The sequence below is a fragment of the Massilia hydrophila genome (assembly GCF_020208145.1).
Classification (GTDB): Bacteria; Pseudomonadota; Gammaproteobacteria; order Burkholderiales; family Burkholderiaceae_D; genus Telluria; species Telluria hydrophila.
Window position 1 is genome coordinate 37,634 of sequence record NZ_JAHYBX010000007.1, and the last position, 19,691, is coordinate 57,324.

Annotated in this window: 34 protein-coding genes and 1 tRNA gene; 17 read left to right on the forward strand and 18 right to left on the reverse strand. The window is 61.0% G+C overall.

Translation table 11 applies throughout. The features are described 5' to 3' along the window. The first annotated feature begins 21 nt into the window (after positions 1-21). The 4 genes from LE190_RS15970 (at position 22) to LE190_RS15985 (ending at position 3,533) form a co-directional block, all read left to right on the forward strand. Positions 22-1,557: a fumarate hydratase gene (locus tag LE190_RS15970; RefSeq protein WP_225239630.1), complete on the forward strand. Its 1,536-nt coding sequence runs from the start codon at positions 22-24 to the stop codon at positions 1,555-1,557. 54 nt (positions 1,558-1,611) lie between these two features. Continuing rightward, on the forward strand, positions 1,612-2,481 hold the full coding sequence (gene murI, locus LE190_RS15975) for a glutamate racemase (protein ID WP_225239631.1): 870 nt from the start codon (positions 1,612-1,614) through the stop codon (positions 2,479-2,481). Between the two features lie 81 nt (positions 2,482-2,562). After that, a tRNA-His gene (locus tag LE190_RS15980) sits at positions 2,563-2,638 on the forward strand. Positions 2,639-2,810: 172 nt separating this feature from the next. Continuing rightward, complete coding sequence (locus LE190_RS15985; RefSeq protein ID WP_225239632.1) at positions 2,811-3,533, forward strand: hypothetical protein; 723 nt, start codon at positions 2,811-2,813, stop codon at positions 3,531-3,533. Here LE190_RS15985 and LE190_RS15990 read toward each other — a convergent pair. The 16 genes from LE190_RS15990 to LE190_RS16055 form a co-directional block, all read right to left on the reverse strand. Beyond that, a complete protein-coding gene (locus LE190_RS15990) occupies positions 3,523-4,593 on the reverse strand; it encodes a tyrosine-type recombinase/integrase (protein WP_225239633.1) in 1,071 nt (356 codons plus the stop codon). The genes LE190_RS15985 and LE190_RS15990 overlap by 11 nt on opposite strands. Positions 4,594-4,619: 26 nt before the next feature. Next, positions 4,620-4,862, reverse strand: coding sequence for a DUF4224 domain-containing protein (locus LE190_RS15995; protein WP_225239634.1), 243 nt, complete (start codon positions 4,860-4,862; stop codon positions 4,620-4,622). Continuing rightward, complete coding sequence (locus tag LE190_RS16000; protein WP_225239635.1) at positions 4,859-5,299, reverse strand: hypothetical protein; 441 nt, start codon at positions 5,297-5,299, stop codon at positions 4,859-4,861. The genes LE190_RS15995 and LE190_RS16000 overlap by 4 nt, the downstream gene beginning before the upstream one ends. A 27-nt stretch (positions 5,300-5,326) precedes the next feature. Continuing rightward, positions 5,327-5,575, reverse strand: coding sequence for a hypothetical protein (locus LE190_RS16005; RefSeq protein ID WP_225239636.1), 249 nt, complete (start codon positions 5,573-5,575; stop codon positions 5,327-5,329). Beyond that, positions 5,553-6,251: an HNH endonuclease family protein gene (locus LE190_RS16010; RefSeq protein WP_225239637.1), complete on the reverse strand. Its 699-nt coding sequence runs from the start codon at positions 6,249-6,251 to the stop codon at positions 5,553-5,555. Before LE190_RS16010 ends, LE190_RS16005 begins: the two co-directional genes overlap by 23 nt. Continuing rightward, positions 6,248-6,445, reverse strand: coding sequence for a hypothetical protein (locus tag LE190_RS16015; RefSeq protein WP_225239638.1), 198 nt, complete (start codon positions 6,443-6,445; stop codon positions 6,248-6,250). Before LE190_RS16015 ends, LE190_RS16010 begins: the two co-directional genes overlap by 4 nt. Continuing rightward, entirely contained in the window at positions 6,442-6,645 is a 204-nt protein-coding gene (locus tag LE190_RS16020) for a DUF551 domain-containing protein (RefSeq protein WP_225239639.1), read from the reverse strand. The genes LE190_RS16015 and LE190_RS16020 overlap by 4 nt, the downstream gene beginning before the upstream one ends. Beyond that, positions 6,642-7,046 (reverse strand): hypothetical protein, encoded by a 405-nt coding sequence (locus tag LE190_RS16025; protein WP_225239640.1) that lies wholly within the window; start codon positions 7,044-7,046, stop codon positions 6,642-6,644. Before LE190_RS16025 ends, LE190_RS16020 begins: the two co-directional genes overlap by 4 nt. 256 nt (positions 7,047-7,302) lie before the next feature. Continuing rightward, a complete protein-coding gene (locus tag LE190_RS21830; protein ID WP_267875331.1) occupies positions 7,303-7,434 on the reverse strand; it encodes a hypothetical protein in 132 nt (43 codons plus the stop codon). Then, a complete protein-coding gene (locus tag LE190_RS16030; RefSeq protein ID WP_225239641.1) occupies positions 7,431-7,757 on the reverse strand; it encodes a hypothetical protein in 327 nt (108 codons plus the stop codon). The genes LE190_RS21830 and LE190_RS16030 overlap by 4 nt, the downstream gene beginning before the upstream one ends. A 469-nt stretch (positions 7,758-8,226) precedes the next feature. Continuing rightward, on the reverse strand, positions 8,227-8,706 hold the full coding sequence (locus LE190_RS22025; protein ID WP_369598433.1) for a surface-adhesin E family protein: 480 nt from the start codon (positions 8,704-8,706) through the stop codon (positions 8,227-8,229). 78 nt (positions 8,707-8,784) lie between these two features. Beyond that, positions 8,785-9,222 carry a hypothetical protein gene (locus tag LE190_RS16035; protein WP_225239642.1) on the reverse strand — a complete coding sequence of 146 codons (438 nt, stop codon included), beginning with the start codon at positions 9,220-9,222 and terminating at the stop codon, positions 8,785-8,787. A gap of 498 nt (positions 9,223-9,720) precedes the next feature. Then, positions 9,721-9,996 (reverse strand): hypothetical protein, encoded by a 276-nt coding sequence (locus tag LE190_RS16040; protein ID WP_225239643.1) that lies wholly within the window; start codon positions 9,994-9,996, stop codon positions 9,721-9,723. Between the two features lie 77 nt (positions 9,997-10,073). Continuing rightward, the gene (locus LE190_RS16045; RefSeq protein ID WP_225239644.1) at positions 10,074-10,508 is read right to left on the reverse strand and encodes a hypothetical protein; all 435 of its coding nucleotides are present in this window, start codon (positions 10,506-10,508) and stop codon (positions 10,074-10,076) included. Between the two features lie 66 nt (positions 10,509-10,574). After that, on the reverse strand, positions 10,575-10,841 hold the full coding sequence (locus LE190_RS16050) for a hypothetical protein (protein WP_225239645.1): 267 nt from the start codon (positions 10,839-10,841) through the stop codon (positions 10,575-10,577). Further along, positions 10,838-11,623, reverse strand: coding sequence for a LexA family transcriptional regulator (locus tag LE190_RS16055; protein ID WP_225239646.1), 786 nt, complete (start codon positions 11,621-11,623; stop codon positions 10,838-10,840). The genes LE190_RS16050 and LE190_RS16055 overlap by 4 nt, the downstream gene beginning before the upstream one ends. A gap of 82 nt (positions 11,624-11,705) precedes the next feature. On the opposite strand from LE190_RS16055, the gene LE190_RS16060 reads away from it, so the two are divergent. The 12 genes from LE190_RS16060 (at position 11,706) to LE190_RS16115 (ending at position 18,431) form a co-directional block, all read left to right on the forward strand. Then, positions 11,706-11,945, forward strand: a complete 240-nt coding sequence (locus LE190_RS16060; RefSeq protein WP_225239647.1) for a helix-turn-helix transcriptional regulator — start codon at positions 11,706-11,708, stop codon at positions 11,943-11,945. A 72-nt stretch (positions 11,946-12,017) separates the two neighbouring features. Continuing rightward, the gene (locus tag LE190_RS16065) at positions 12,018-12,461 is read left to right on the forward strand and encodes a phage regulatory CII family protein (protein ID WP_225239648.1); all 444 of its coding nucleotides are present in this window, start codon (positions 12,018-12,020) and stop codon (positions 12,459-12,461) included. Positions 12,462-12,463: 2 nt separating this feature from the next. Then, a complete protein-coding gene (locus LE190_RS16070) occupies positions 12,464-12,685 on the forward strand; it encodes a hypothetical protein (RefSeq protein WP_225239649.1) in 222 nt (73 codons plus the stop codon). 208 nt (positions 12,686-12,893) lie between these two features. Continuing rightward, positions 12,894-13,334 carry a hypothetical protein gene (locus LE190_RS16075; protein WP_225239650.1) on the forward strand — a complete coding sequence of 147 codons (441 nt, stop codon included), beginning with the start codon at positions 12,894-12,896 and terminating at the stop codon, positions 13,332-13,334. Continuing rightward, the gene (locus LE190_RS16080; RefSeq protein WP_225239651.1) at positions 13,331-13,618 is read left to right on the forward strand and encodes a hypothetical protein; all 288 of its coding nucleotides are present in this window, start codon (positions 13,331-13,333) and stop codon (positions 13,616-13,618) included. The genes LE190_RS16075 and LE190_RS16080 overlap by 4 nt, the downstream gene beginning before the upstream one ends. Then, a complete protein-coding gene (locus LE190_RS16085; RefSeq protein WP_225239652.1) occupies positions 13,611-14,417 on the forward strand; it encodes a hypothetical protein in 807 nt (268 codons plus the stop codon). Before LE190_RS16080 ends, LE190_RS16085 begins: the two co-directional genes overlap by 8 nt. Further along, positions 14,410-15,771 (forward strand): replicative DNA helicase, encoded by a 1,362-nt coding sequence (gene dnaB, locus LE190_RS16090; RefSeq protein WP_225239653.1) that lies wholly within the window; start codon positions 14,410-14,412, stop codon positions 15,769-15,771. The genes LE190_RS16085 and dnaB overlap by 8 nt, the downstream gene beginning before the upstream one ends. Then, positions 15,768-16,844, forward strand: a complete 1,077-nt coding sequence (locus LE190_RS16095) for a tyrosine-type recombinase/integrase (protein WP_225239654.1) — start codon at positions 15,768-15,770, stop codon at positions 16,842-16,844. The genes dnaB and LE190_RS16095 overlap by 4 nt, the downstream gene beginning before the upstream one ends. Before the next feature lie 46 nt (positions 16,845-16,890). After that, positions 16,891-17,307 carry a hypothetical protein gene (locus LE190_RS16100; RefSeq protein ID WP_225239655.1) on the forward strand — a complete coding sequence of 139 codons (417 nt, stop codon included), beginning with the start codon at positions 16,891-16,893 and terminating at the stop codon, positions 17,305-17,307. Between the two features lie 306 nt (positions 17,308-17,613). Beyond that, positions 17,614-17,826: a hypothetical protein gene (locus LE190_RS16105; protein WP_225239656.1), complete on the forward strand. Its 213-nt coding sequence runs from the start codon at positions 17,614-17,616 to the stop codon at positions 17,824-17,826. Positions 17,827-17,907: 81 nt separating this feature from the next. Next, a complete protein-coding gene (locus LE190_RS16110) occupies positions 17,908-18,126 on the forward strand; it encodes a hypothetical protein (RefSeq protein WP_225239657.1) in 219 nt (72 codons plus the stop codon). Then, entirely contained in the window at positions 18,123-18,431 is a 309-nt protein-coding gene (locus tag LE190_RS16115) for a hypothetical protein (protein WP_225239658.1), read from the forward strand. The genes LE190_RS16110 and LE190_RS16115 overlap by 4 nt, the downstream gene beginning before the upstream one ends. A 1-nt stretch (position 18,432) precedes the next feature. Here LE190_RS16115 and LE190_RS16120 read toward each other — a convergent pair whose 3' ends face one another. After that, on the reverse strand, positions 18,433-18,759 hold the full coding sequence (locus tag LE190_RS16120; protein WP_225239659.1) for a hypothetical protein: 327 nt from the start codon (positions 18,757-18,759) through the stop codon (positions 18,433-18,435). 183 nt (positions 18,760-18,942) lie between these two features. Between LE190_RS16120 and LE190_RS16125 the strand changes: the two genes are divergently transcribed. Further along, positions 18,943-19,191, forward strand: coding sequence for an HNH endonuclease (locus LE190_RS16125; protein WP_225239660.1), 249 nt, complete (start codon positions 18,943-18,945; stop codon positions 19,189-19,191). Between the two features lie 40 nt (positions 19,192-19,231). Here LE190_RS16125 and LE190_RS16130 read toward each other — a convergent pair whose 3' ends face one another. Continuing rightward, positions 19,232-19,642: a hypothetical protein gene (locus LE190_RS16130; RefSeq protein ID WP_225239661.1), complete on the reverse strand. Its 411-nt coding sequence runs from the start codon at positions 19,640-19,642 to the stop codon at positions 19,232-19,234. Between the last annotated feature and the right edge of the window lie 49 nt (positions 19,643-19,691).

Consider the following 19,691-nt stretch of genomic DNA (forward strand, 5'->3'; position numbering starts at 1 on the left):
TTCCCCCTGATCGAGAAATCCATGGCAACCGTTATCACCCAGAGCGACCTCATCGAATCGGTCGCGGCAGCCCTGCAGTACATCAGCTACTACCATCCGGCCGACTATATCCAGCACCTGGCGCGCGCGTATGAGACCGAGCAAAGTCCGGCCGCGAAGGACGCCATCGCCCAGATCCTGACCAACTCGCGCATGTGCGCGGAAGGCAAGCGCCCGATCTGCCAGGACACCGGCATCGTCAACGTGTTCCTCAAGATCGGCATGGGCGTGCGCTTCGAAGGTTTCACTGGCACCGTCACCGACGCCGTCAACGAAGGCGTGCGCCGCGCCTACGCGTTCGAAGACAACAAGCTGCGCGCCTCGATCGTGGCCGACCCTCACTTCGAGCGCAAGAACACCAAGGACAACACCCCGGCCGTCGTCCACATGGAGCTGGTCGAAGGCGACACTGTCGACGTGAAGCTGGCGGCCAAGGGCGGCGGCTCGGAGAACAAGACCAAGTTCGTGATGCTGAATCCGTCCGACTCGCTGGTCGACTGGGTCATCAAGACCGTGCCGCTGATGGGCGCCGGCTGGTGCCCGCCGGGCATGCTGGGCATCGGCATCGGCGGCACCGCCGAGAAGGCGATGCTGATGGCGAAAGAGTCGCTGATGGAAGACATCGACATGTACGAGCTCAAGCAGCGCGGCCCGCAAACCAAGCTGGAAGAGCTGCGCATCGAACTGTGCGACAAGATCAACGCGCTGGGCATTGGTGCCCAGGGCCTGGGCGGCCTGACCACCGTGCTGGACGTGAAGATCAACATGTACCCGACCCACGCGGCCTCGAAGCCGGTGGCGATGATCCCGAACTGCGCTGCCACCCGCCATGCGCACTTCGTGCTGGACGGCTCGGGCCCGGCCTACATCGAACCGCCGGCGCTGTCCACCTGGCCGGACGTGAACTGGCTGCCTGACACCGAAAAGTCCAAGCGTGTCGACCTGAACACCCTGAGCAAGGAAGAAGTCGCGTCCTGGAAGCCGGGCCAGACCCTGCTCCTGAATGGCAAGATGCTGACCGGCCGCGACGCCGCGCACAAGCGCATCCAGGACATGCTCGCCAAAGGTGAAACACTGCCGGTGGACTTCACCAACCGCGTGATCTATTACGTGGGCCCGGTCGACCCGGTGGGCGACGAAGTCGTCGGCCCGGCAGGCCCGACCACCGCGACCCGCATGGACAAGTTCACCGACATGATGCTGGAGAAGACCGGCCTGATCTCGATGATCGGCAAGGCCGAACGCGGTCCGGCGGCGATCGAATCGATCCAGAAGCACAAGTCGGCCTACCTGATGGCAGTCGGCGGCTCGGCCTACCTGGTCTCGAAGGCGATCAAGTCGGCCAAGGTGGTCGGTTTCGAGGACCTGGGCATGGAAGCGATCTACGAATTCGACGTGACCGACATGCCTGTCACCGTCGCCGTGGACTCCACCGGCACCTCGGTGCACACCACCGGTCCGAAGGAATGGTCGGCCAAGATCGAGTCGCTGAAGGGCATTCCGGTCGCAACGGCTTAACGTAGGGTGGGCGGGTCTCCCGCCCACGCGTTCAACTTCCCTTCGCGCCGCTACATGATCTTATCCAACGATCACCACGACGCCCCGGTCGGCATCTTCGACTCGGGCGTCGGCGGCCTGTCGGTGCTGCGTCACATCCAGGCGCAGCTGCCGAACGAACATCTCCTCTATTTCGCCGACTCCGCCTTTGCCCCCTACGGCGACAAGCCGGAACACGTCGTCGTCCAGCGCGTCCTTGACATCGCCGCGTTCCTGGCAAGCCGCGGCGTCAAAGCCCTGGTTGTGGCCTGCAATACCGCCACTGTCGCCGCCGTGCGCGTCCTGCGCGAGCGCTATTCCGCAATGCCGATCGTCGGTGTCGAACCGGGCCTGAAGCCCGGCGCGGCAAGCACCCGCAATGGCACGGTTGGCGTGCTGGCCACCGAGCGCACCCTCCGCGGAGAGAAATTCCTGCTGCTGCGCGACCAGGTGGCCGCAGCCACCGGCGCGCGCTTCCTGCTGCAAGCCTGCGTCGGCCTGGCCGACCAGATCGAGTTCGGCGACCCCGGCGCGCCTGTGCTCGACGCGATGCTGGAACGCTATATCGCCCCGCTGCTGGCGGAAGGCGCCGACACGCTGGTGCTCGGCTGCACCCACTATCCGCTGGTGCAGGCATCGATCGAACGGGTACTCCACCGACATGCCGCCAGGGAGGTGGTGCTGATCGATACTGGCGAGGCCGTGGCGCGCCAGCTGGCGCGGCTGCTCGAGGCCGCGAACCTGCTGCGTGGCGCGGGCCACGAACCCGCGCGCCTGGAGGGCTTCACCAGCGCCAGCGGCGCGGCACTGGCAGCCGCCTTTGCCAGCCTGCTGGGCCAGGAGGTACCGGTTCGCGAGGTCGCGGTCGGGGCCACCCTGTCGAATCCGCTGGGCACGCACATTTAAATTTGCCAGTTCCTGAAGACCTTTGTATAATCTTGTTCTGTCTCGGAAACAGCGAGACAAAGTAGATGTAGCAAGACAATGGTGGCTGTAGCTCAGTTGGTAGAGTCCAGGATTGTGATTCCTGTTGTCGTGGGTTCGAGTCCCATCAGCCACCCCAAGAATTCAGTAGTAAAACAAAGGGTTACACGCTTCAGGCTTGTAACCCTTTTGTCTTTTTGGAAGATGGATTCCAAATTTTGGAAGATCTTTTTCAACGTAGTCGCTACAGCATCCCCCTGCCCTACACCCTCTGCAAGGGGACTAAATAATTTCGATGACGAAAGCGGCAGATGAACGACGTAGTATTGCAACAACTGGCTCAAGAGATTGTTAAGCAAACCGTTATCAGCAGCTGGCCATATTACTTGGTACTGGTGTTTTTTTCGTTCATCGGTGCCACCCTCAGTCCTTTCTTCAAAGCACGCTTTACGAAGCGTGGCGAGGTATCTGCTACAAAGGCTGAAACGACTGAAATCCTCAGGCAGTTGAAAGAAGCTACTGCAGCCACAAAATCTGTTGAGCTGTCACTGGCACAAGGCGATTGGATTCAGAGGGAAAGAAACACGTTGAAGCGCTTAAAGCTTGAGCAACTCATCGTCGCCGCCTATGCAATCTCGGACTGGACAAGCAATGATAGTAAGCAGGCCTTGAGCGGGGAGCCGCCTGTCGATATTTGTCCGATAAACGAATTCGTTATGCTGGCGACTCTGTACTTTCCGGAACTCAAGGAGAAGACCAAGGCCGTCGAAGAGCGTTATCGAATTGCGATGATCGAAGGGGGCCCTACCCGGATAAAGGTCCTTAAATTGACGGCTGAGATCGACGCTTTAAGGCAAAACAGCGAGGCGGAATTGCACAGAGCTGCGGTGGAAAGTCGATTGAACATCCAGCAGGCAGAGCAGCCAGGCTTTATCCAGCGTGCTATGTATCTACATGTTGCTGTCGAAGAATTAGCCCAAGCTGCACACGAACTGATGGAGCATCTCACTGCTCGGCCAGCTGCTACTCGGTAGCCCGGGCCGACTTCGTTTTTCGCCTGTCGTACACCTGACGCACCATGCGATCACTGCTGTGTCCGGTAGCGTTTGTAATCTTCTCGTCTCCCTCCTCTACCCGGTCGGTTACGGCCGCCGGCCGCATGTCCTTCAGCGTGAAGCGCTGGAACGGGACGTCCTCCTCGTTCGCCTTCTTCTCAGCGTGCACCATCAGCCGGCGCAGGTTCGTGTTCCAGCCGCTGGTCGTGTAGGGCTGGCCGTCGCTATTCCCGAAAACGTAGAGGCTGGTGGTGCGCTGCAGGGACAGCGCTTCCTTGATCACCGCACGCAGCTCGTCCGACCACTCGATCAGCTTGAACCGCTCGGCCCGCCCCTTTTTCCGCTTCCCTACCGGCATTTCCATGCCCAGCTCAGTGATTGCCTGTCGCGTGATCTTGCGCATCTCGTCCGGACGGCTGACGGTCAGGTAGGCCGCGCGCAGGCACAGCGCGCCCACCAGGTACATGCCGCCGCGCTCGCGCGCTGTGCGCATCACCAGGTCGAGTTCCGCCGGCGTCACGTAGCGCGTGTCCGGCCGCGTCTTGTTGTACTTGATGTCGCGGCAGGGGTTCGTCTCGAGCTCGCCCTTGCGGCGCCCGAACTCCAGCACCGCTGATAGCAGAGCGATTTCCTTGTTCGCCTTCGCCGGCGCGCCCTCGGCGGCCCGGAGGTCCAGGTACTTGTAGATGTGCACTGGTTTGATCACCGCGGGCTTCATCTTGCCGAACACCTTGATCAGCCGCGGCGCTTCGTGCTTCTCGTTTTCCCTGAGCGTGCTGTCGGCCTTGCGGTCCTCGCTGGACGCCGGTAGGCCCTGCTGCCAGGCGAAGTAGCGCCGGAACAGTGCTTCGGTGGCGCCGCCCTCGACCGGCGCGCCGTTCAGCACATTGGCCCGGTCGATCGCTTCCGCGCGGATCCGCGTGCGCGCCACGGCGTCACCCACCGGGGCCGACAGCCTGAACGCCCAGGAGCCATCCGGCAGCTTGTAGCCGTAGCTCACGGTGCGCGCGCCGATGCGCTCGTACAGGCGGAACGGCATGCCGTCCGGGGATTTCCTTCTGCCTATCATGCTGCCTCGAACATACTGAAATCGGGCTCTTCGCCCTGGTCGGTGCTCGCGCCAGCGGGCGTACTGCCCGCCATTCGCGCGTCATGGTACTCCCTGCTCACCTGGGGGAACCCACGCAGGTTCGGCTCGAACGGCCAGTTGTTGCGCGTCAGGTAGCGGCGCATGCAGGCGAAGCTGGTCGGCGCGCAGCCGATCAGGTCAGCCAGCTCGTCGGCGGTCAGGTAACGGCTCATCATCATTCCTCCTTTCGATCCGGCTCCATCGGCTTGCCGGTATCCATCGCGTAATACAGCGCCGCCGCGGCTTGGCCCGACAGCGTGACCGGCTTGCCTGCCTCCGCAGCAGCCTTCAGCCAGCGGCGGATCATCACCAGGTCGTTCGAGTCAACCACCAGCGGGCCGTCCGCGCCAGGCTCGATGTCGTCGAAGGTCAGAGCCGGCGCCGGCTCATCGCCAGCACGGCGACCGCCCGGCATCGGTTCGCTCGCCGGCTCGCGCAGCAGCTTGCCGATCTCGGCTTCCTCGCCGATCACGATCAGGCACAGCGGCGCGGCGCCGGGGATTTCGAAGCGCGCGCCGGCGGCGCCGGCCTGGCGGATGGTGCGCATTGCGTCTCGCGCGGCGGCCACCAGGGCGGCCTTGTGCGGGGCGAGCAGTTCGGGTGGGGTCTGGTTCATGTCTTGTCCTCGTCGGTTGTCCAAATCTCAGCCCATCAGCCGGTGCTGACGGATCCCAGTGATCCCAGCCGGCAGCTCTTCCTGCTTCTCTAGAAAGCCGCTACCCTTCTGTCCAGTCGCCCGCGCATACTCGACCTCGACCTTCGCCGAGTTCACCATCACCTGCGACAAGTCCCCGATCATCTTCGCGCGGTCGATGTCGAGCTTGCCGCTCTTCACGCCCTCGATGGTTTCGAACAGCAGCTCGCGCAGGTCATCGATGTTCTTCTTGGCCATGTTTCATCCTCTTGTTGATCTGTCGGGTTAGGACCGCCTTCAACTGCACGATCTGGTTTAGCTCGGGCGGCAGGTTATGCCGCGTGTTCCGTTTCATGTTTTCGGCCAGGCTGATGCACTCCACCCGGTCGATCGTGATCTCTTCGAGCACGTTGGTCTTCATCCCAGGCTTGAATACAACGATGTGCCTCGGCGGTACCGGCCCGTTCTCGCGTACCCACACCAGCTCGTGCACGGCGCGCCAACGCTTGCTGCCGTTGCCCGGGGCGTTGCTCACCTTCTGCAATAGCACGCCGCTCTTGTCGAACTTCGTGCTACCGATCGGCAGCGTGTTGTGCGGCTGCTGCCCGGGTCGGAAGTGCGTGGCGCGGCAGGCCTCCTGCACGCCGGCTACGCCTTTCACGCCCTTATTCCAGGGCACCAGCCCTTTCTGGAAGCGGCTCTCGCGCGCCGGATGATCCGGACGATTCAGCTGGCGTGCCGACTGCGCGGCTACAAACTCGGCCGTCTTCTTCAGGCCCAGGCTGTTAGCCTTCCGGTAGACCGAATCCAGCGTATGGCCGATCAGGAAAGCGATGTCCTCTGTCCTGTAGTTCGAATAGAGGCGGCGCAGCGTCTCGAGCTGGTCATCCGTCCACACCGCCTTGGGACGATTGATGCCGCGCGACTTGGTCATGCTGCCCTCCAGGTGCAGGCCGGCTGCTCGCAGTACGCCATCATCAGGTCGCCGTCGGCGATTCGCATGCTGGTGCGCAGGCCGCCCGCCGCGCGTAGCAGCGCAGCCGCGGCCTCCTCGACTTCAGCGGCGCGGCTGGCGTCGAAGTGCAGCACGTTGCGCCAGGCGCCGGAATCCTTCACCTGGAGCTTCATGCCGCTGCTCCTGCAATCGGCGCCGGCGGCAAGTGCATCCAGTGGGTGACGCGCTCCGACACGGGCATCGCATCGGTAGACCGCCAGATGTCGCCGTCGCGGTAGCCTGGCCACACCTCGCGGTCATCGGTCGCCAACAGCACCAAGGTGTCGTCGTCCGGCAGCGCGGCCGCCACGTCCGTCCAGGCCAGCGCGCTCATGCCGCCTCCCGGTGCGCATTCGCCGCTGGCCCGAACAGCGCGGCCACCAGCGGATCTCGCGGAATGCCGATCTGTGTCGCCGGGTGAATGCCCTGCTTCGGCGCGATCAGGTTGTCCAGCTCGTCATCGGGATCCGACAGCGCCGGATCGGCGCCCAGCTCCCAAATCTCGCCCCGGTTCCGGTATTCGCCGGTCATCCGGATCAGGCGCAGCTTCTTGTGCATGTGGCTCATCCAGTTGGAGAAGGTTGGCCGCAGCCCGCCGACGACAGCGAGCAACTCGCCGGCAGTCATCGGGCCTTCCTGCAGCAGCTCGGTGATCTTCGCCACGGCCGCGGCGCGCGCGGCCAGCTGCTCTTCCTTGGGCCGTAGCGACCCGCGATGGAGTGGTCCGCGCGCCATAATCAGGACTCCCCTCGGATTGCTAAAATGTTGAGCCGCGTGGTCGTTTCTGCATTGTTCATGGGCAGATTCCGTCAGATGTTGGCAATGACGACAGCCCCCAGCGCGGCAGCCATCGGAAGCCATGGGTACGTTTCGCACAAGCCACTCACAGCTTCAGCGGCGCGGCTCAACAGGTTGCGGCGGGTCGGGTAGCGCACGGTGCGCAGCGGGCAAGTCCTGCCCTGGTAGCACGCGCCGTCGCAGCAGCGGCGGCTCATGGCTGCACCAGGATGGTCACGGACAGCGCGCCGTCGGCGTAGGCTGCGTCCATCAGGGCGTCACGGTTGCCGATGGCCGGGTAGGTGCGCGCGCCGGTGGCGTTGCGGACAGTGATGAGAAATTTCATGCGGCACCTGCAGCGGAACGTGCGCCGGCATGCGGGGCGCCGCGGCGGCTGCGCGGCGCAAGATCAGCAGTAGCCTGTTGCCCGCCGATTTCCAGGGCAAGCTTGTCGAGCAGCTCGCGAAAAGCATTGCGACCCTTGAGCGTCTGCTGCATCAGCTCCGCCAGCGCCTGGCTGTCGCCCAGGTACGTGCTCAGGTGCCCGAGCATGTCCTTGGTGTTGAGCGGGTGGCCGGCCTTGATCGCAGCCTGGATCATGAAGGCCTTCTCGCGGGTCAGCTTGTCGAGTTCAGCCTGGTGTTGCAGTTTTGGGTCATAGAGGGCCATGTCGTTCTCCAGTCGGCGGCTCGGGATGAGCTCGGTTGCGATGGGTTTATATTAGTCCGACTAATTAGCAATGTCAACAGTCGGACTGATAAATATCACTAAAGAAAAGCCCGCGCATGGCGGGCTGGGGCGTTGACCTTGATCAGTGCTCTACTTCGCCAGCGGCTGGGCCGTGGCTGGCGCTTGGGCGCGGTATTTCCAAGGCTGCTAGTTCTCGAGTAGGAAACTATCATTGGTAACTCGCTGTCACCGTAGATAGGTTTGTGTTGTCATCTTCAAGTACGCAGTCAGATAACAGCATGGCGAACATAAAAATTATTGTTTTCATTATGCTGTTCAGCATCGTTTAACACGACATGGCCTAAATACCCTGCTTTAGATCGATGCCCGACCGAGCTTAGTTTCGCTGTAATCACAACACTACAAATCTCTTGAACTCGTATAAAGGCAAGACAGTACTTACTCTTTTTCAACTCTCCCGCCTCGGATATGGCTTCTCCGCTCCGTAAATTTCCTTATTGGCCGCTTTGATCTTGGCTCGATAGCTTGCGGTGCCACAAACTGTATTGAGATACGCCTCTCCCCAGCTATCCGGTGCTACATCATGCAGTATATTTGGACTAAACCGTGTCGATTGGCTTGACGCAACGCTACTACCCGAAAGACTGGAGTATAAGATTTCATGAGTCGCCCCAACCATTCTCTTTTTACAATCGAAGTAATAGAGAAACTTCCCTGATTGATAGCTCTTTTTTGGATAAGAATCAGTTTCTTGCATCTCAAGATAATCACTCTTTATCCAAGCTTTGCGGTACGCTCCTGAAATGGAGATAGAATCGAAGTCTACGAATGTGAGGCTCCCGTCCCCGCTACTCACGGGCTGCCAATCCGATGCGACCGCCAATACTGGAGTGGAAATCAATACTAACAGAGAGATAAATTTTCTCATTTTATACTTTCAATTCGATATTGCGACTATGCCGTAGCACCATCAATCATCATCCCGCGGCAGATCGAGACGCGAGCTTCAAGCTTGAAGGGCGTCCCCACATCGTCTGCACTCGGCATCGTCGTCGCTGACCATGCTTCGGCACTTCGGGCAGATGGAAACGGCAGCTGTTTCGACAGGAGCTTTCGCAGTTCGGGTGCCTGGATAGGCGTCGATTTCGTTAAGAAAATCGAGTAGGCCCTCGTCCTCACGCAGCTGAACAGGCTCCGACGCCGGCGCAGTGGGGCGCATGGATGCAAAGCCGGTCAGGATCGCGCCGACCACGGCCAGCACACCCGAGAAGATCAGGAAGTTTTGACGCTGGGCCATCTTGTCGACGTTCGCGACGTCCGCAGCTGGAGTACGGATTCCATACCCGAAGTCCTGAGGTGGAACGTGGACACTTACGTCCATACTTATTGCGAACGCGCCAAGCGCAAGCCCTGCCACCAGAATAACGATCCCTATAGCTTTCATGCATTCCCCCTAGGTATTGGAAATTGATACCGACATCTGAGCGTGCCGTTTCGCTTAATCATCATCCTGCGGCAGTCGAGGCGCGAACTATCAGCTCCACCTTTGCCGCTACCGAGCTGGTTTGCAGGTCACCTGCCCAGTAGGCCCTGAGCACGTTATGGAAACCGAGTCGCCTTTAAATCGATAATTCTGCAATGTGGCTGTTGCAGATCCCCGTCCGGAGTCGCTAGGTCGAGCAGGGTTTGAGACTGCACTTGCAGTGGTGCCTGAGGGTGAGGGGCTATCGGGTGCGCTGAAGAAAAATGCTTTGATTGCAAATGCGACGACAAAGAGAAGGACGACTACGCCGCGTGCAGTCTTGCTGATTGCACATGCTAAGGCTGTTGCAATTATCGACAAAGCGAAGATCCATTTCCCGACTTCAATAAAAAATGAAATTATTGTGTCCATAGCCTGTAATTAATATTCTGCGGCGGATCGAGGCGTACGGCCCTCCGTTTATACGCAACGGAACGTGATCTCAGTCTTGGGATAATTCCCCAGAATGAATGGCGGCTTTGCATCCTGCTGACTAGTGACCTCAGCCGTCTTGCCCTTCTTGGTGCAGAACGCACCCGCCTCAGCCATCGCCTCGGCCTTCAACGTGCCCTGCCCAGAGAAGCCGGTTGCGGCCTGGCGCGAGACGAAGTAAGTATCCGGCCCCATAGCAACCACACCCGAATTACTCGCGCAACCAGTCAGCACGGCCGCACCCAGCAGAATCAGCTTTTTCATTTCACCCCCTTTGCATCTTGGCGCACCGTGGCGCATTGACTGTCATCCTACGGCAGATCGAGGCGCGGGCGGGCACGTCAGCGCTTCGCGGCATCCATCCGCGCTTCCAGCTCTGCGTGCATCTTGGCGCAATCAGCGGGTTTCGCCGCGTGCTTCCGTCGTAAGGTATCGGATACCTTCTCCATGCCAGCAGTGCATTGCCCGAGAGTGCGGATATGATCAGACAAGAGGCCACTGATCACAACGTGGTTGCCCTGGTACTTTTCCTTTGCCTCTGCCATCCTTTTGGATGAGCGCTTTGCCCCAAGGTCATAGCTGCAGAAAGCTCCCTGCAGCTCGATGGCTGGCATTGCATCAATCTCGGCAAACTCCAACGACTGACATTGAAACGCCCTTGCAGAGAAACGAAGTTCTTCGGGCGATTCCACCGCAAATGCAGGCAGCACTAAAGCCCCAAATCCTAGTGCGGCGACGATCCTGGTAATTCTCATATTGCGCCCCTTGTCCGGCATCTAAGCGTGCCGTTTCGCACCTCGAGTCTACCTGCTGAGTTAAGGTAAAAGACTCACCAATTGTTGCTAGAACGGTAGCTCCGGCTCGCCTGGCAAAACCAGGTCATGCCAAACCAGGCGCTGATCGGTTAGCACATCATGAGGGACGGATAAGCCGCGCGCACGAATGCCGCTATCGGGTTCGATATCCGGAGTAATCAGCGCAAAGCTCGCGCCACGAAAGTGGTCAGCTAGCGCCTTTTCAAGCTCGACGGCGTGCGGGCCATCAAAGTCGCTCGGGTCGACCTCGACAATGATCAGCGGCGCGATCCAGGTCGCAACAGCGTACTTCACAGCCGGCCTTTCAGTGGCCGCCCCGGCTGGTAGACCACGCGGCCTATCACGTCACACTGACCACTCTCCGCGCGTACCGGCTTATGGTCGCTGTTGATCGAATGGAGATACCAAGCGCCGGCCTTGTGGAGCATCTGCTTAACGCAGCAGTCACCATCGAAGTTCAGTGCGTACAACTCGCGGCTGACCAACTTCTTGTCAGTCGGGTCGATAACGACCGTATCGCCTTCGAACATCAGCGGCTCCATACTCATGCCGCGCACCTCAATTCCGATAAGCTTGTCAGGGTTAAGCCCCTGCCGCTCCAGCTCCGCGCGAGACACCTTGAGCGGATCGCCATCGCCATCGATCGGCTCGGCCTCAAACCGCGAAACACCGGCCCGCAACTTAAGTCGGACCTTGCGAATCTCCACCATCTCGTCGGCATCATCGGCAACCACACGCCGCGCGCCAGGCGGCAATGGCGCCGCATCGCTTGCAGCCGACTCCTCAGGCATCACGGACGAGGCGTATTCCTTCAACTGGTCATGAAGGCGCGGACTGAACTCCGCAACGGATCGCCCCAGCAGCTCGGAAAACTTTGTGGCGGCTCCTACGTTCAACGGAATTTTCCCGTTCAGATATTGGCTCAGTGCGCTCTGATTGAAGCCAAGTCGCTCTGCAGCTGCCTCCTGGGATACAGGCGCGCTGGCGTCCCTCTGCTGCTGTTGCCAGCTGAGGAATAGCTTCTTTAGGCGCGCAGCATCTTCAAGCTGCTCAGTGGTGAGGGGTTGGGCTGGCATGCGCGGAGAATATAAGTAAAACTAATATTCCACAATTAGTCCGACTGTTGACTGGTTCGATTAGTCCGACTAATATGTAGTCATGAATACGATCAAAAACCTCCGGGCACGCCTCGGCGTCACCCAAGAAGCGATGGCCGCCGGCATCGGCGTCACTCAAGGCAACGTCTCAAATTATGAGCGCGGGCAGCAGGTTCCACCTGATGTAGCTCGAAGGTTGATCACTTACGCGCACGGCTTGGGCCACGCGATCACCTTCGACGACGTCTATGGACCGCTGCCGACGCTTCCACGCAGACGTCAACTCGACAAAGTGAAGTGATTTCGAAGTTTCCATATTCGCATTGTCGTCCAGCCAAAGTTTCCACGCTTCATCTGATTTTAGGATTACCACATGAACTACAAAGACGCCTTCTACAAGACCGTGCACAACTCCCCTGGCGGCTGCGAGGCGCTGGCTGTTCGCATGGGCTACACCGCTGGCCTGCTGCGCAACAAGGCTAATCCGAACTCGACCACTAACGTCCTGACGATGGATGACGCGTCGCGCGCAATGGACATCACTGGCGACTACGAGGTGCTGCACGCTCTGGCGCGCGAACACGGCTTCATCTGCACGAAGCTGGACCAGCCCGTTGCTTCCGATGTTGCGGTGCTGGAATCGGTTACGGACATCTGGGCCAAGCTCGGCACCGTCGGCACCCAGGTGCACACCGCCCTGGCTGACGGTCGCATCGATCAGCGCGAGGTCAAGCATATCGAGGCCGCCATCTTCACCGCGATCCGCCCGATGATGGACCTGCTGACCCGCCTCAACGGCATGGCCGAGAAGGGCTGATCATGGAACAGATCATCAGCCGCGACATGATCCGCACCAAGGGCGCCGCAGCCTTCGACAAAGGCCTGGGCCACGACGAGCACGGCATGAACCCTGGATCGCCTGCCATCGACGAATGGCAGGCCGGCTGGCGTGCGCGCCGTGATGAGGTCGCTCAGGCCAAGTACGACAAGCTGACTCGCCAGCAGGCGGAAGTCGTCGTCGCGGAGGTAGTAGAACCATGACGGCCTACTCCACCTTCGGCCCAGACCGGTCGGGCCAGTTTTTCGTCGGATACCCGACCCCTGGTGCGCCGCGCATTTTCACCGCCGTAGCATGCGCCTCCACCAAGATCGGCGCCGAGAGCGCCTGCGCGCGCCTGAACGAGCAGGAGGCGCGCGTGGCGCGCGCACTAGCTGCGGACCGCTTGGCGCGATTCAGGAGGGCCGGACTATGAGCCATGGCCCCCGCCGCCTCACCAAGCAGCAGCTCGACCAAGAGATCGCCGCCCTGCTGAAGTCCGGCATTACCAGCTGCCGGGAAATGGCTTCGCTCATGGGGCATTCCCGCTCAACCATCAGCCAGCGCCTCCTGCAGCTCGAGGCGGCGAACCACGCCCACCGTCGCAAGTACACGCACGGACTCGCAGATGCCTGGTTCTACGGGCCTGCCCTCGGGAAGGACGGACTGCCGCTCAGTCCACAGAAACCCCTATACGCCACCGAGCGCGCGACGCAGGGATATGCCGAATTCCCCCTCGTCGACGGTCGCAACATGCTCGACTTCTACCTGTTCGGCCCTGCCAAGCGTCGGGCGCCGCGCTGTACGGCATGCGGCGTTGATCAGGGCGAGCAGCACCTCGCTGGCTGCATCGTTGCATTGGTGGCCGCATGACGACGAACACCCTCAGTCCAGACTGGGAGGGCGACACCGCCGCTCCCCTCGACCCCTACGAAATCCGCTTCAAGGCTGTCCCTGCGCCGGCGTATGCCAACTGTCAAGGCTGCCTCTTCGCCGGCCAGCGGGTCGCCGTGTGCTGGAGCGCCGCCGAGATCGCAGTGCGCAACGAGCAGCCCGACTGCGACGGCCAGCTGCCAGGCGGCCGCTCAATCATTTACGTGCTGGACAAGAGCGACCCACGCCAGCTTGACCTGTTGAAAGCGAGGCGTCATGGCTAATTCCTGGTTCCGGGTATGGACCGACATGGTCAACGACCCGAAATGGCGCACGATCGCCCGCGTGTCCAAGCAGAAGATAGGCGACGTGCTTGGCGTCTACATGCACATGCTCACGCTGGCTGCGAACGCAACCGAACGCGGGCGAACGGAAGGATTCAACGACGAGGACATCGCAACCGCGCTCGACATCGACACCGAACAGGTCACGGCCATTCGCGAGGCAATGCAGGGTCGCGTGCTCGATGACGACCGCCTCACCGGGTGGGAAAAACGTCAGCCACAGCGAGAAGATGGTTCTGCCGATCGCGGGCGATCGTTCCGGGAGCGCAAAGCCGCAGAAAAGCAGGCGCAAGCCGCGATTTCTTCCGCAAGCGAACGCACGCGAACGCAACCGAACGCAACCGAACGCCAGATAAGAGAAGAAGAGATAAGAGAAGAGTTAACACCCTCTACCCCTGACGGGGTAGATGTCGCCAGCGGGGCTGGCAACCCGGTCGCCCAGGTCGAGAAATCGATCTGCCCCCACCAGGACATCATCGCCCTCTACCACGAAGTTTTACCCCAGTGTCCGCGAGTACGGGATTGGACACCTGCCAGAGCTACGCAGTTACGAGCAAGGTGGAACGAGGACGAGTCCAGGCAGAACCTGGGCTACTGGCGCCGCTTCTTCGAGTACGTAGCGACATGCGATTTCCTCGTTGGCAAGCAGGCCGGGGGCGGCAGGCCGTTCATGGCCGACCTCGAGTGGCTGACCAAATCGAGCAACTTCACCAAGGTACGGGAGCGAAAATATGAGTAACGGAGTCAAGGCTCCTCCGCACAGCATCGAGGCCGAGCAGGCCGTGATCGGCGCGCTGCTGCGCGACAATGATGCAGTCGACCGCATTGGCGACCTGCGCGCCGAGCACTTCTACCTTGCCGATCACGGCATCATCTTCGGCGAGCTGATGCGCCAGATCGTCGCCGGCAAGCAGTGCGATGTGATTTCGGTGATGGTCGCGCTGAGCCACAAGGTGCAGGATGCAGGCAAGTACCTGAACTCGATGCAGCAGGCGACGCCGTCATCCGCCAACATCGCCCGGTACGCGGCAATCGTCCGCGACAAGTCCGTCAAGCGCGGCCTCATCAACCTCGGGCGCGACATCGCTGACTCGGCCGCGAATGGCCCGGAAGAGTCGGGAGCGATGATCGACCAGGCCTCCTCGCGCCTGGAGCAGCTGGCCGAATCCAGGGTGAAGCTCGAGCCGGTGCGCGCCGGCGCCGATATGGCCGTGCATATCGGCGAAATCGAAGCGCGCCTGCAGGGCGGCACGAAGGCGATCTCGACCGGCTACCCTGCGCTGGACGAGCGCCTCAGCGGCGGCATCCGCCGCGGCGAGCTGATCGTGCTGGCCGCTCGCCCGAAGATGGGCAAGACCGCCCTGGCGATGAATGTCGCCTGCAACGTGGCCCGCGACCATTCCGTCCTGTACCTGTCGATGGAGATGCCGCGCAGCCAGCTGCACGACCGCAACCTGGCCAACCTGGGCCGGATTCCGTTGCCGCACCTGTTGCAGCCGACCAAGATGACCGACCAGGATTGGGGCAACCTGACCCACGCCACGATCAAGGTTGACGAGCTGAACCTGTTCCTGGACGACCAGGGCAGTCTGCGCATGCTCGATGTTCGCATGAAGGCCAAGGCGGTCAAACGCCGTGCTGGCCTCGATCTGCTGGTGGTGGACTACCTGCAGCTGATGGAGGGCGACGGCGACAACAGGAACGCGCAGATCGAGGGCATCACGCGCGGCCTGAAGGGCCTGGCCAAGGAACTCGACATGGGCCTGGTCCTGCTGTCGCAGCTGAACCGCAAGCTCGAGGAGCGCCCCGACAAGCGCCCGAAACCATCGGACCTGCGTGACTCGGGCTCGATCGAGCAGGATGCCGACGCGGTTGTTCTGCTCTACCGGGACGAAGTCTACAACCCGGACAGCACCGAAATCGGCATCTGCGAGGTGGACGTGCCGCTGTGCAGGCAAGGCGCCCCCGGTCGCGTCGCCCTCAGCTACATCGGCGAGCAGACCCGGTTCGCCCCCCTGGACCGCAGCTGGATGCCGCGCACGCAGGAGCGCCCGCTCGAGCGGCGCCGGCGCGGCCTGGCGGAGGCCCTATGAGCGCGAACCTCTTCAAGGTCGGCGCGGTGTGGCACTACCGCTTCCAGGTGGCCGGCGCGCGCGTGCAGCGCAGCACCCGCCTCAGGAACCGCACCAAGGCCGAGGCTCTTGCGCAGCGCGAGTACGACGCGGCACTCGTTCGGGCGAATGGCGGTCAGCCCGTGCCGACCCTGGATGAACTGGCCGGCGCCTGGCTGGTGGTGCACCGCCCGACCGCCAGCGCGGCGCACCTGCGCAGTGTCGAGACGTTCCGGCGCCTGCACATGTACGACCTTGGCGACAAGCCGATCGGCAGCATCACAACGGAAGACGTCGAGCTGGCGCGCATCGAGCACCTGAAGGAGCATCGGCCGGCCACCGCCAACCATTGGCTGCGGATCCTCAAGCTCCTGACTATGTGGGCGGTCAAGCGCGGCGTGCTGGCAGCGTCGCCCTGGAAGGTCGCCATGATCAAGGTGCAGAAGCGCCCGCGCGCCGTGCTGCCCATGGACGTGGCCAGGACCTGGTTCGCCGCTGTCGATGACGCGAGCAAACGCGCCCCGGGCGTTGGGACCGCGGTGCGGCTGATGTTCGGCCTGGGCCTGCGCGAGGGAGAGGCCGCATCAGCGCGCTGGGAATGGGTGGACTGGGCGCGCAGCACCTACACCCCGGGCATCACCAAGGGCCGCGAGGCCGAGCCTGTGCCGATGCCCGACTGGCTGGCTGAGCACCTGGCGCCCATGCGCGCTGTAGAGGGCCTGATCGCCCGGTACCCGAATGGCCAGCAGTTCAAGCCGGGATATGCCCGCTCAGCGATGCGCCAGGCAAACGTGGCCTGCTCAGTGAAGGGGATCACTCCTCACCGCCTACGCGGCACGTTCGCAACCCTGCTGTCCGAGGCTGGCGTACCGATCCAGACCATCCAGAAGGTCATGCGCCACAAGAGCTACACCACGACGATGGGCTACCTGGAGAAGAACCTCGACACCGCAGCCCAGGCGCAGAACCGAATCGCACAGAAAATCGGATTGTCGTGGCGCGAAAGTGGCGAACAACAACAAAGCAACCCTAGTGAAATGGAGATGTCCCAATGATTAACAGTCATCGGAAATTGGCCCCGGGGGCCGCCAGGGAGGAGCCTTGACACACGAACGTCGCGGCATAGAATCCCGCCTGGAGAACTGGGGGCGCTGGGCCAACGCCAGCGATGGGCCGCGTGTCGCGGCATGCATGACCGGCGTGATCTGTGACGCTATGCAGAAGGCGAAGCAGGGAGCGCCCTTACCGAAGACCGGCGACTACATCATGCGCTCGATCGACAGCGCCGACGCAGTGCTGATCAGCCGTGCAATGGTACGCATCACACTAGGCCATCGCCGAATGCTGGGCCTGCATTATGTCGATGGCAAGACGGATCGGTATATCGCCGCGTTCCTCCGCTTCCAGCCAGCCGAGTTCGACCGGCGAATGCTGGAGGCCCAGGCCGCGGTTGAGCATGCACTGTTCAGTGCGTACCAAAATTCCAACAGTCAACAATGTCTTGGAATAAATTTCTGACAGGCATAGAATTCAACTCAACAATTTGAACTGTAGGGCGGCTGCCGGTGGCAGCCCCCTGCACGTCCAGACAAAGCCCGCTCCGAAAGGTCAGCGGGCTTTTTCGTTTTGACGCAATGGTTTGACAGCCGGGAACAGCACCGGCACCGCACGAATGGCATCTACCAAGTAGCCATCCGTGTGGTCAAGCGCATTCGTGCGTAGGGTTGGGAGCTCCCGGCCGCCACAACCACTGTCTCCTCGCTCCGGGAAGGGCGATTCGGCCCAGCTGTCACAGGCTGGGCCTTTTTTATTCTGAGGTCTGCGATGAAAAAGAGAATCGTTATCAAAACTTCGTCGCTGCCTGTGCGGCTGCCTGTCACCTTCACTACGTCGGGCTGGCTGTTGCTCGACCGCCTTGCCGCGCCAGGCTGGGCATTTGGCGTCTTCTGGACTCTGGTTGCTGCCCTCGTGGTTGGCTTCATCTACGGGCTCCGCCATACCGAGTTCAAAGACGTGCCTGGGTTCGGCGAGAAGTGACATGAGCGTCGAAGCGGAAGTGCTTTGGCTGCGCATCCTGGTCCAGATCTACCGCGAGCGCGAGATTATCGCGGCTGCACCATGAGCCCCGAGAGCGAAATCTACCGCCGCGCCATCATCCGCGCAGTAGCAGGTCGACCAGGTGCAACGCACACCGAGCACGATGCGACCGCGCTGGCCGGTATCTGCGACCACCTGGCGCGCGCGTGGCGCGTGGCCGAGCTGCTGAAGGCGCACGGACTGAACCGGCTGCCGATCGATGATGCGGTGGCCCTGCTGCTGGAGAAGGAAGCCACATGATTCTCGGACAACACATCGGCAAGGAGTTATGCGACGCGCTGAGTCTGCCCAAGTACACGATTGGCTTCACCTTGCGCGCCCGCGTAGGCGAACTAGTAACGATCGAGTGTGAGTACGTGCCGGACGATCAGGTGTGCGTTGGCGACTTCACTGTAGCTCTCGCGCAGTACCACCTGACCCCTGCTAACGACCGCGCCAAGGCCGTGCGGCACCCGGCAGAGGTCATGGGATACCAAGCCTGGCTGGCACAGCGCAACGAGGACGCGCATTGCAAGTACATGGCACGTACCAGCTGCCTGCCGTAGGTTAGAACAGGTCGATGTACTCGGCGCCAGTGCGGTTGCTGCGTTGCGCCCATTCCCTGATAAGGCTGTTGTAGAGGCGGTCAATGTGCGCCGGATCGGCGGCTGCCTCTTCTCCAACATAGCCATTCCCTTGCACGAACGTCTCGTAACGCAGACTCGTCGACGGGAACTTATCTTCCCATCCTGCAGGGGTGATGTCATCGGGCAGCAAGGTCACGCGCACCTCACCGGTGTTATCCACCCAGAGGATGTTATGGCCGGCTTCGTCGTTCGCGCCAGCGATGATGGAATGGAGTTGTTCTTTGGTCGGATTCTGGCTCAGGTTCATTGTCGTCTCGTTCAGGTTAGTCGCGGGCTCGCGGGTAAACGCAAATATGGATGAGCAGGGCTATTTCAATATCGGCAACAGATGAATTTAGCTCTCCATTAAGGAAGAGGTATGCCCTGGGGAACGAAGAGCCGCCACGAACGCGGGTACGACTATGCCTGGACGAAACGCCGGGAAGAGATCATGAAGCGCGACGCCGGCCGCTGCCAGCCATGCCAGAGGGCTGGGCGCCTGGGAGTGGGCGCACACGCGGTCGACCACATCATCAGCAAGGCCAAGGCCAAAGAGCTGGGCTGGACCCGCGAGCAGATGGACGACCCGTCGAACCTCGAGGCGACTTGCGATTCCTGTCACTCCGTCAAGACTGAAGCCGAACAAGGGAAGCGCAAGCGCGCCCGCAAGGCTCCTGGGGCTGATGGCTGGCCGACCTGAAAACTACATTCAAACTAACCCGGTCACTAGCTCAGAATTATCACCAGCGCTTAACAATGCCTTTGAACATTGTGTCGGAGCCGGCTTGCTGCTTCGGCTTCTTGCATGAGACGGAAACAGTGTTGCTCAGCTTATTCTTGCCGATTTCGTAGTCCGGATCATAGGTAGCAAGATTGTGCGCAGCAATTGCAGCAATCCCGGCCAGACCAACGCCAGTAAACACTGCTGCGCCCGCGACCGCCGCACGGTTTTCGCTATAAACGCGGCATTTCATGCCGAGTTCTTCAATGCGTTTTTCAACTCGCTGTACGACTACTGAAATATCAGGAACTGCACGAACTACGAACGAGGCTGAATTTGTAAGAAGGAGGTCAAGCAGTTCATTGCTGAGATCAGAGGCATTTACCTCACCTTGTTCGACTAGAGATTGAGGAATCGAGTTTTTGTCCATTTCTGTCCTAAGTTAATTGAACATTGGAAGTATTGCACATATGGAAATT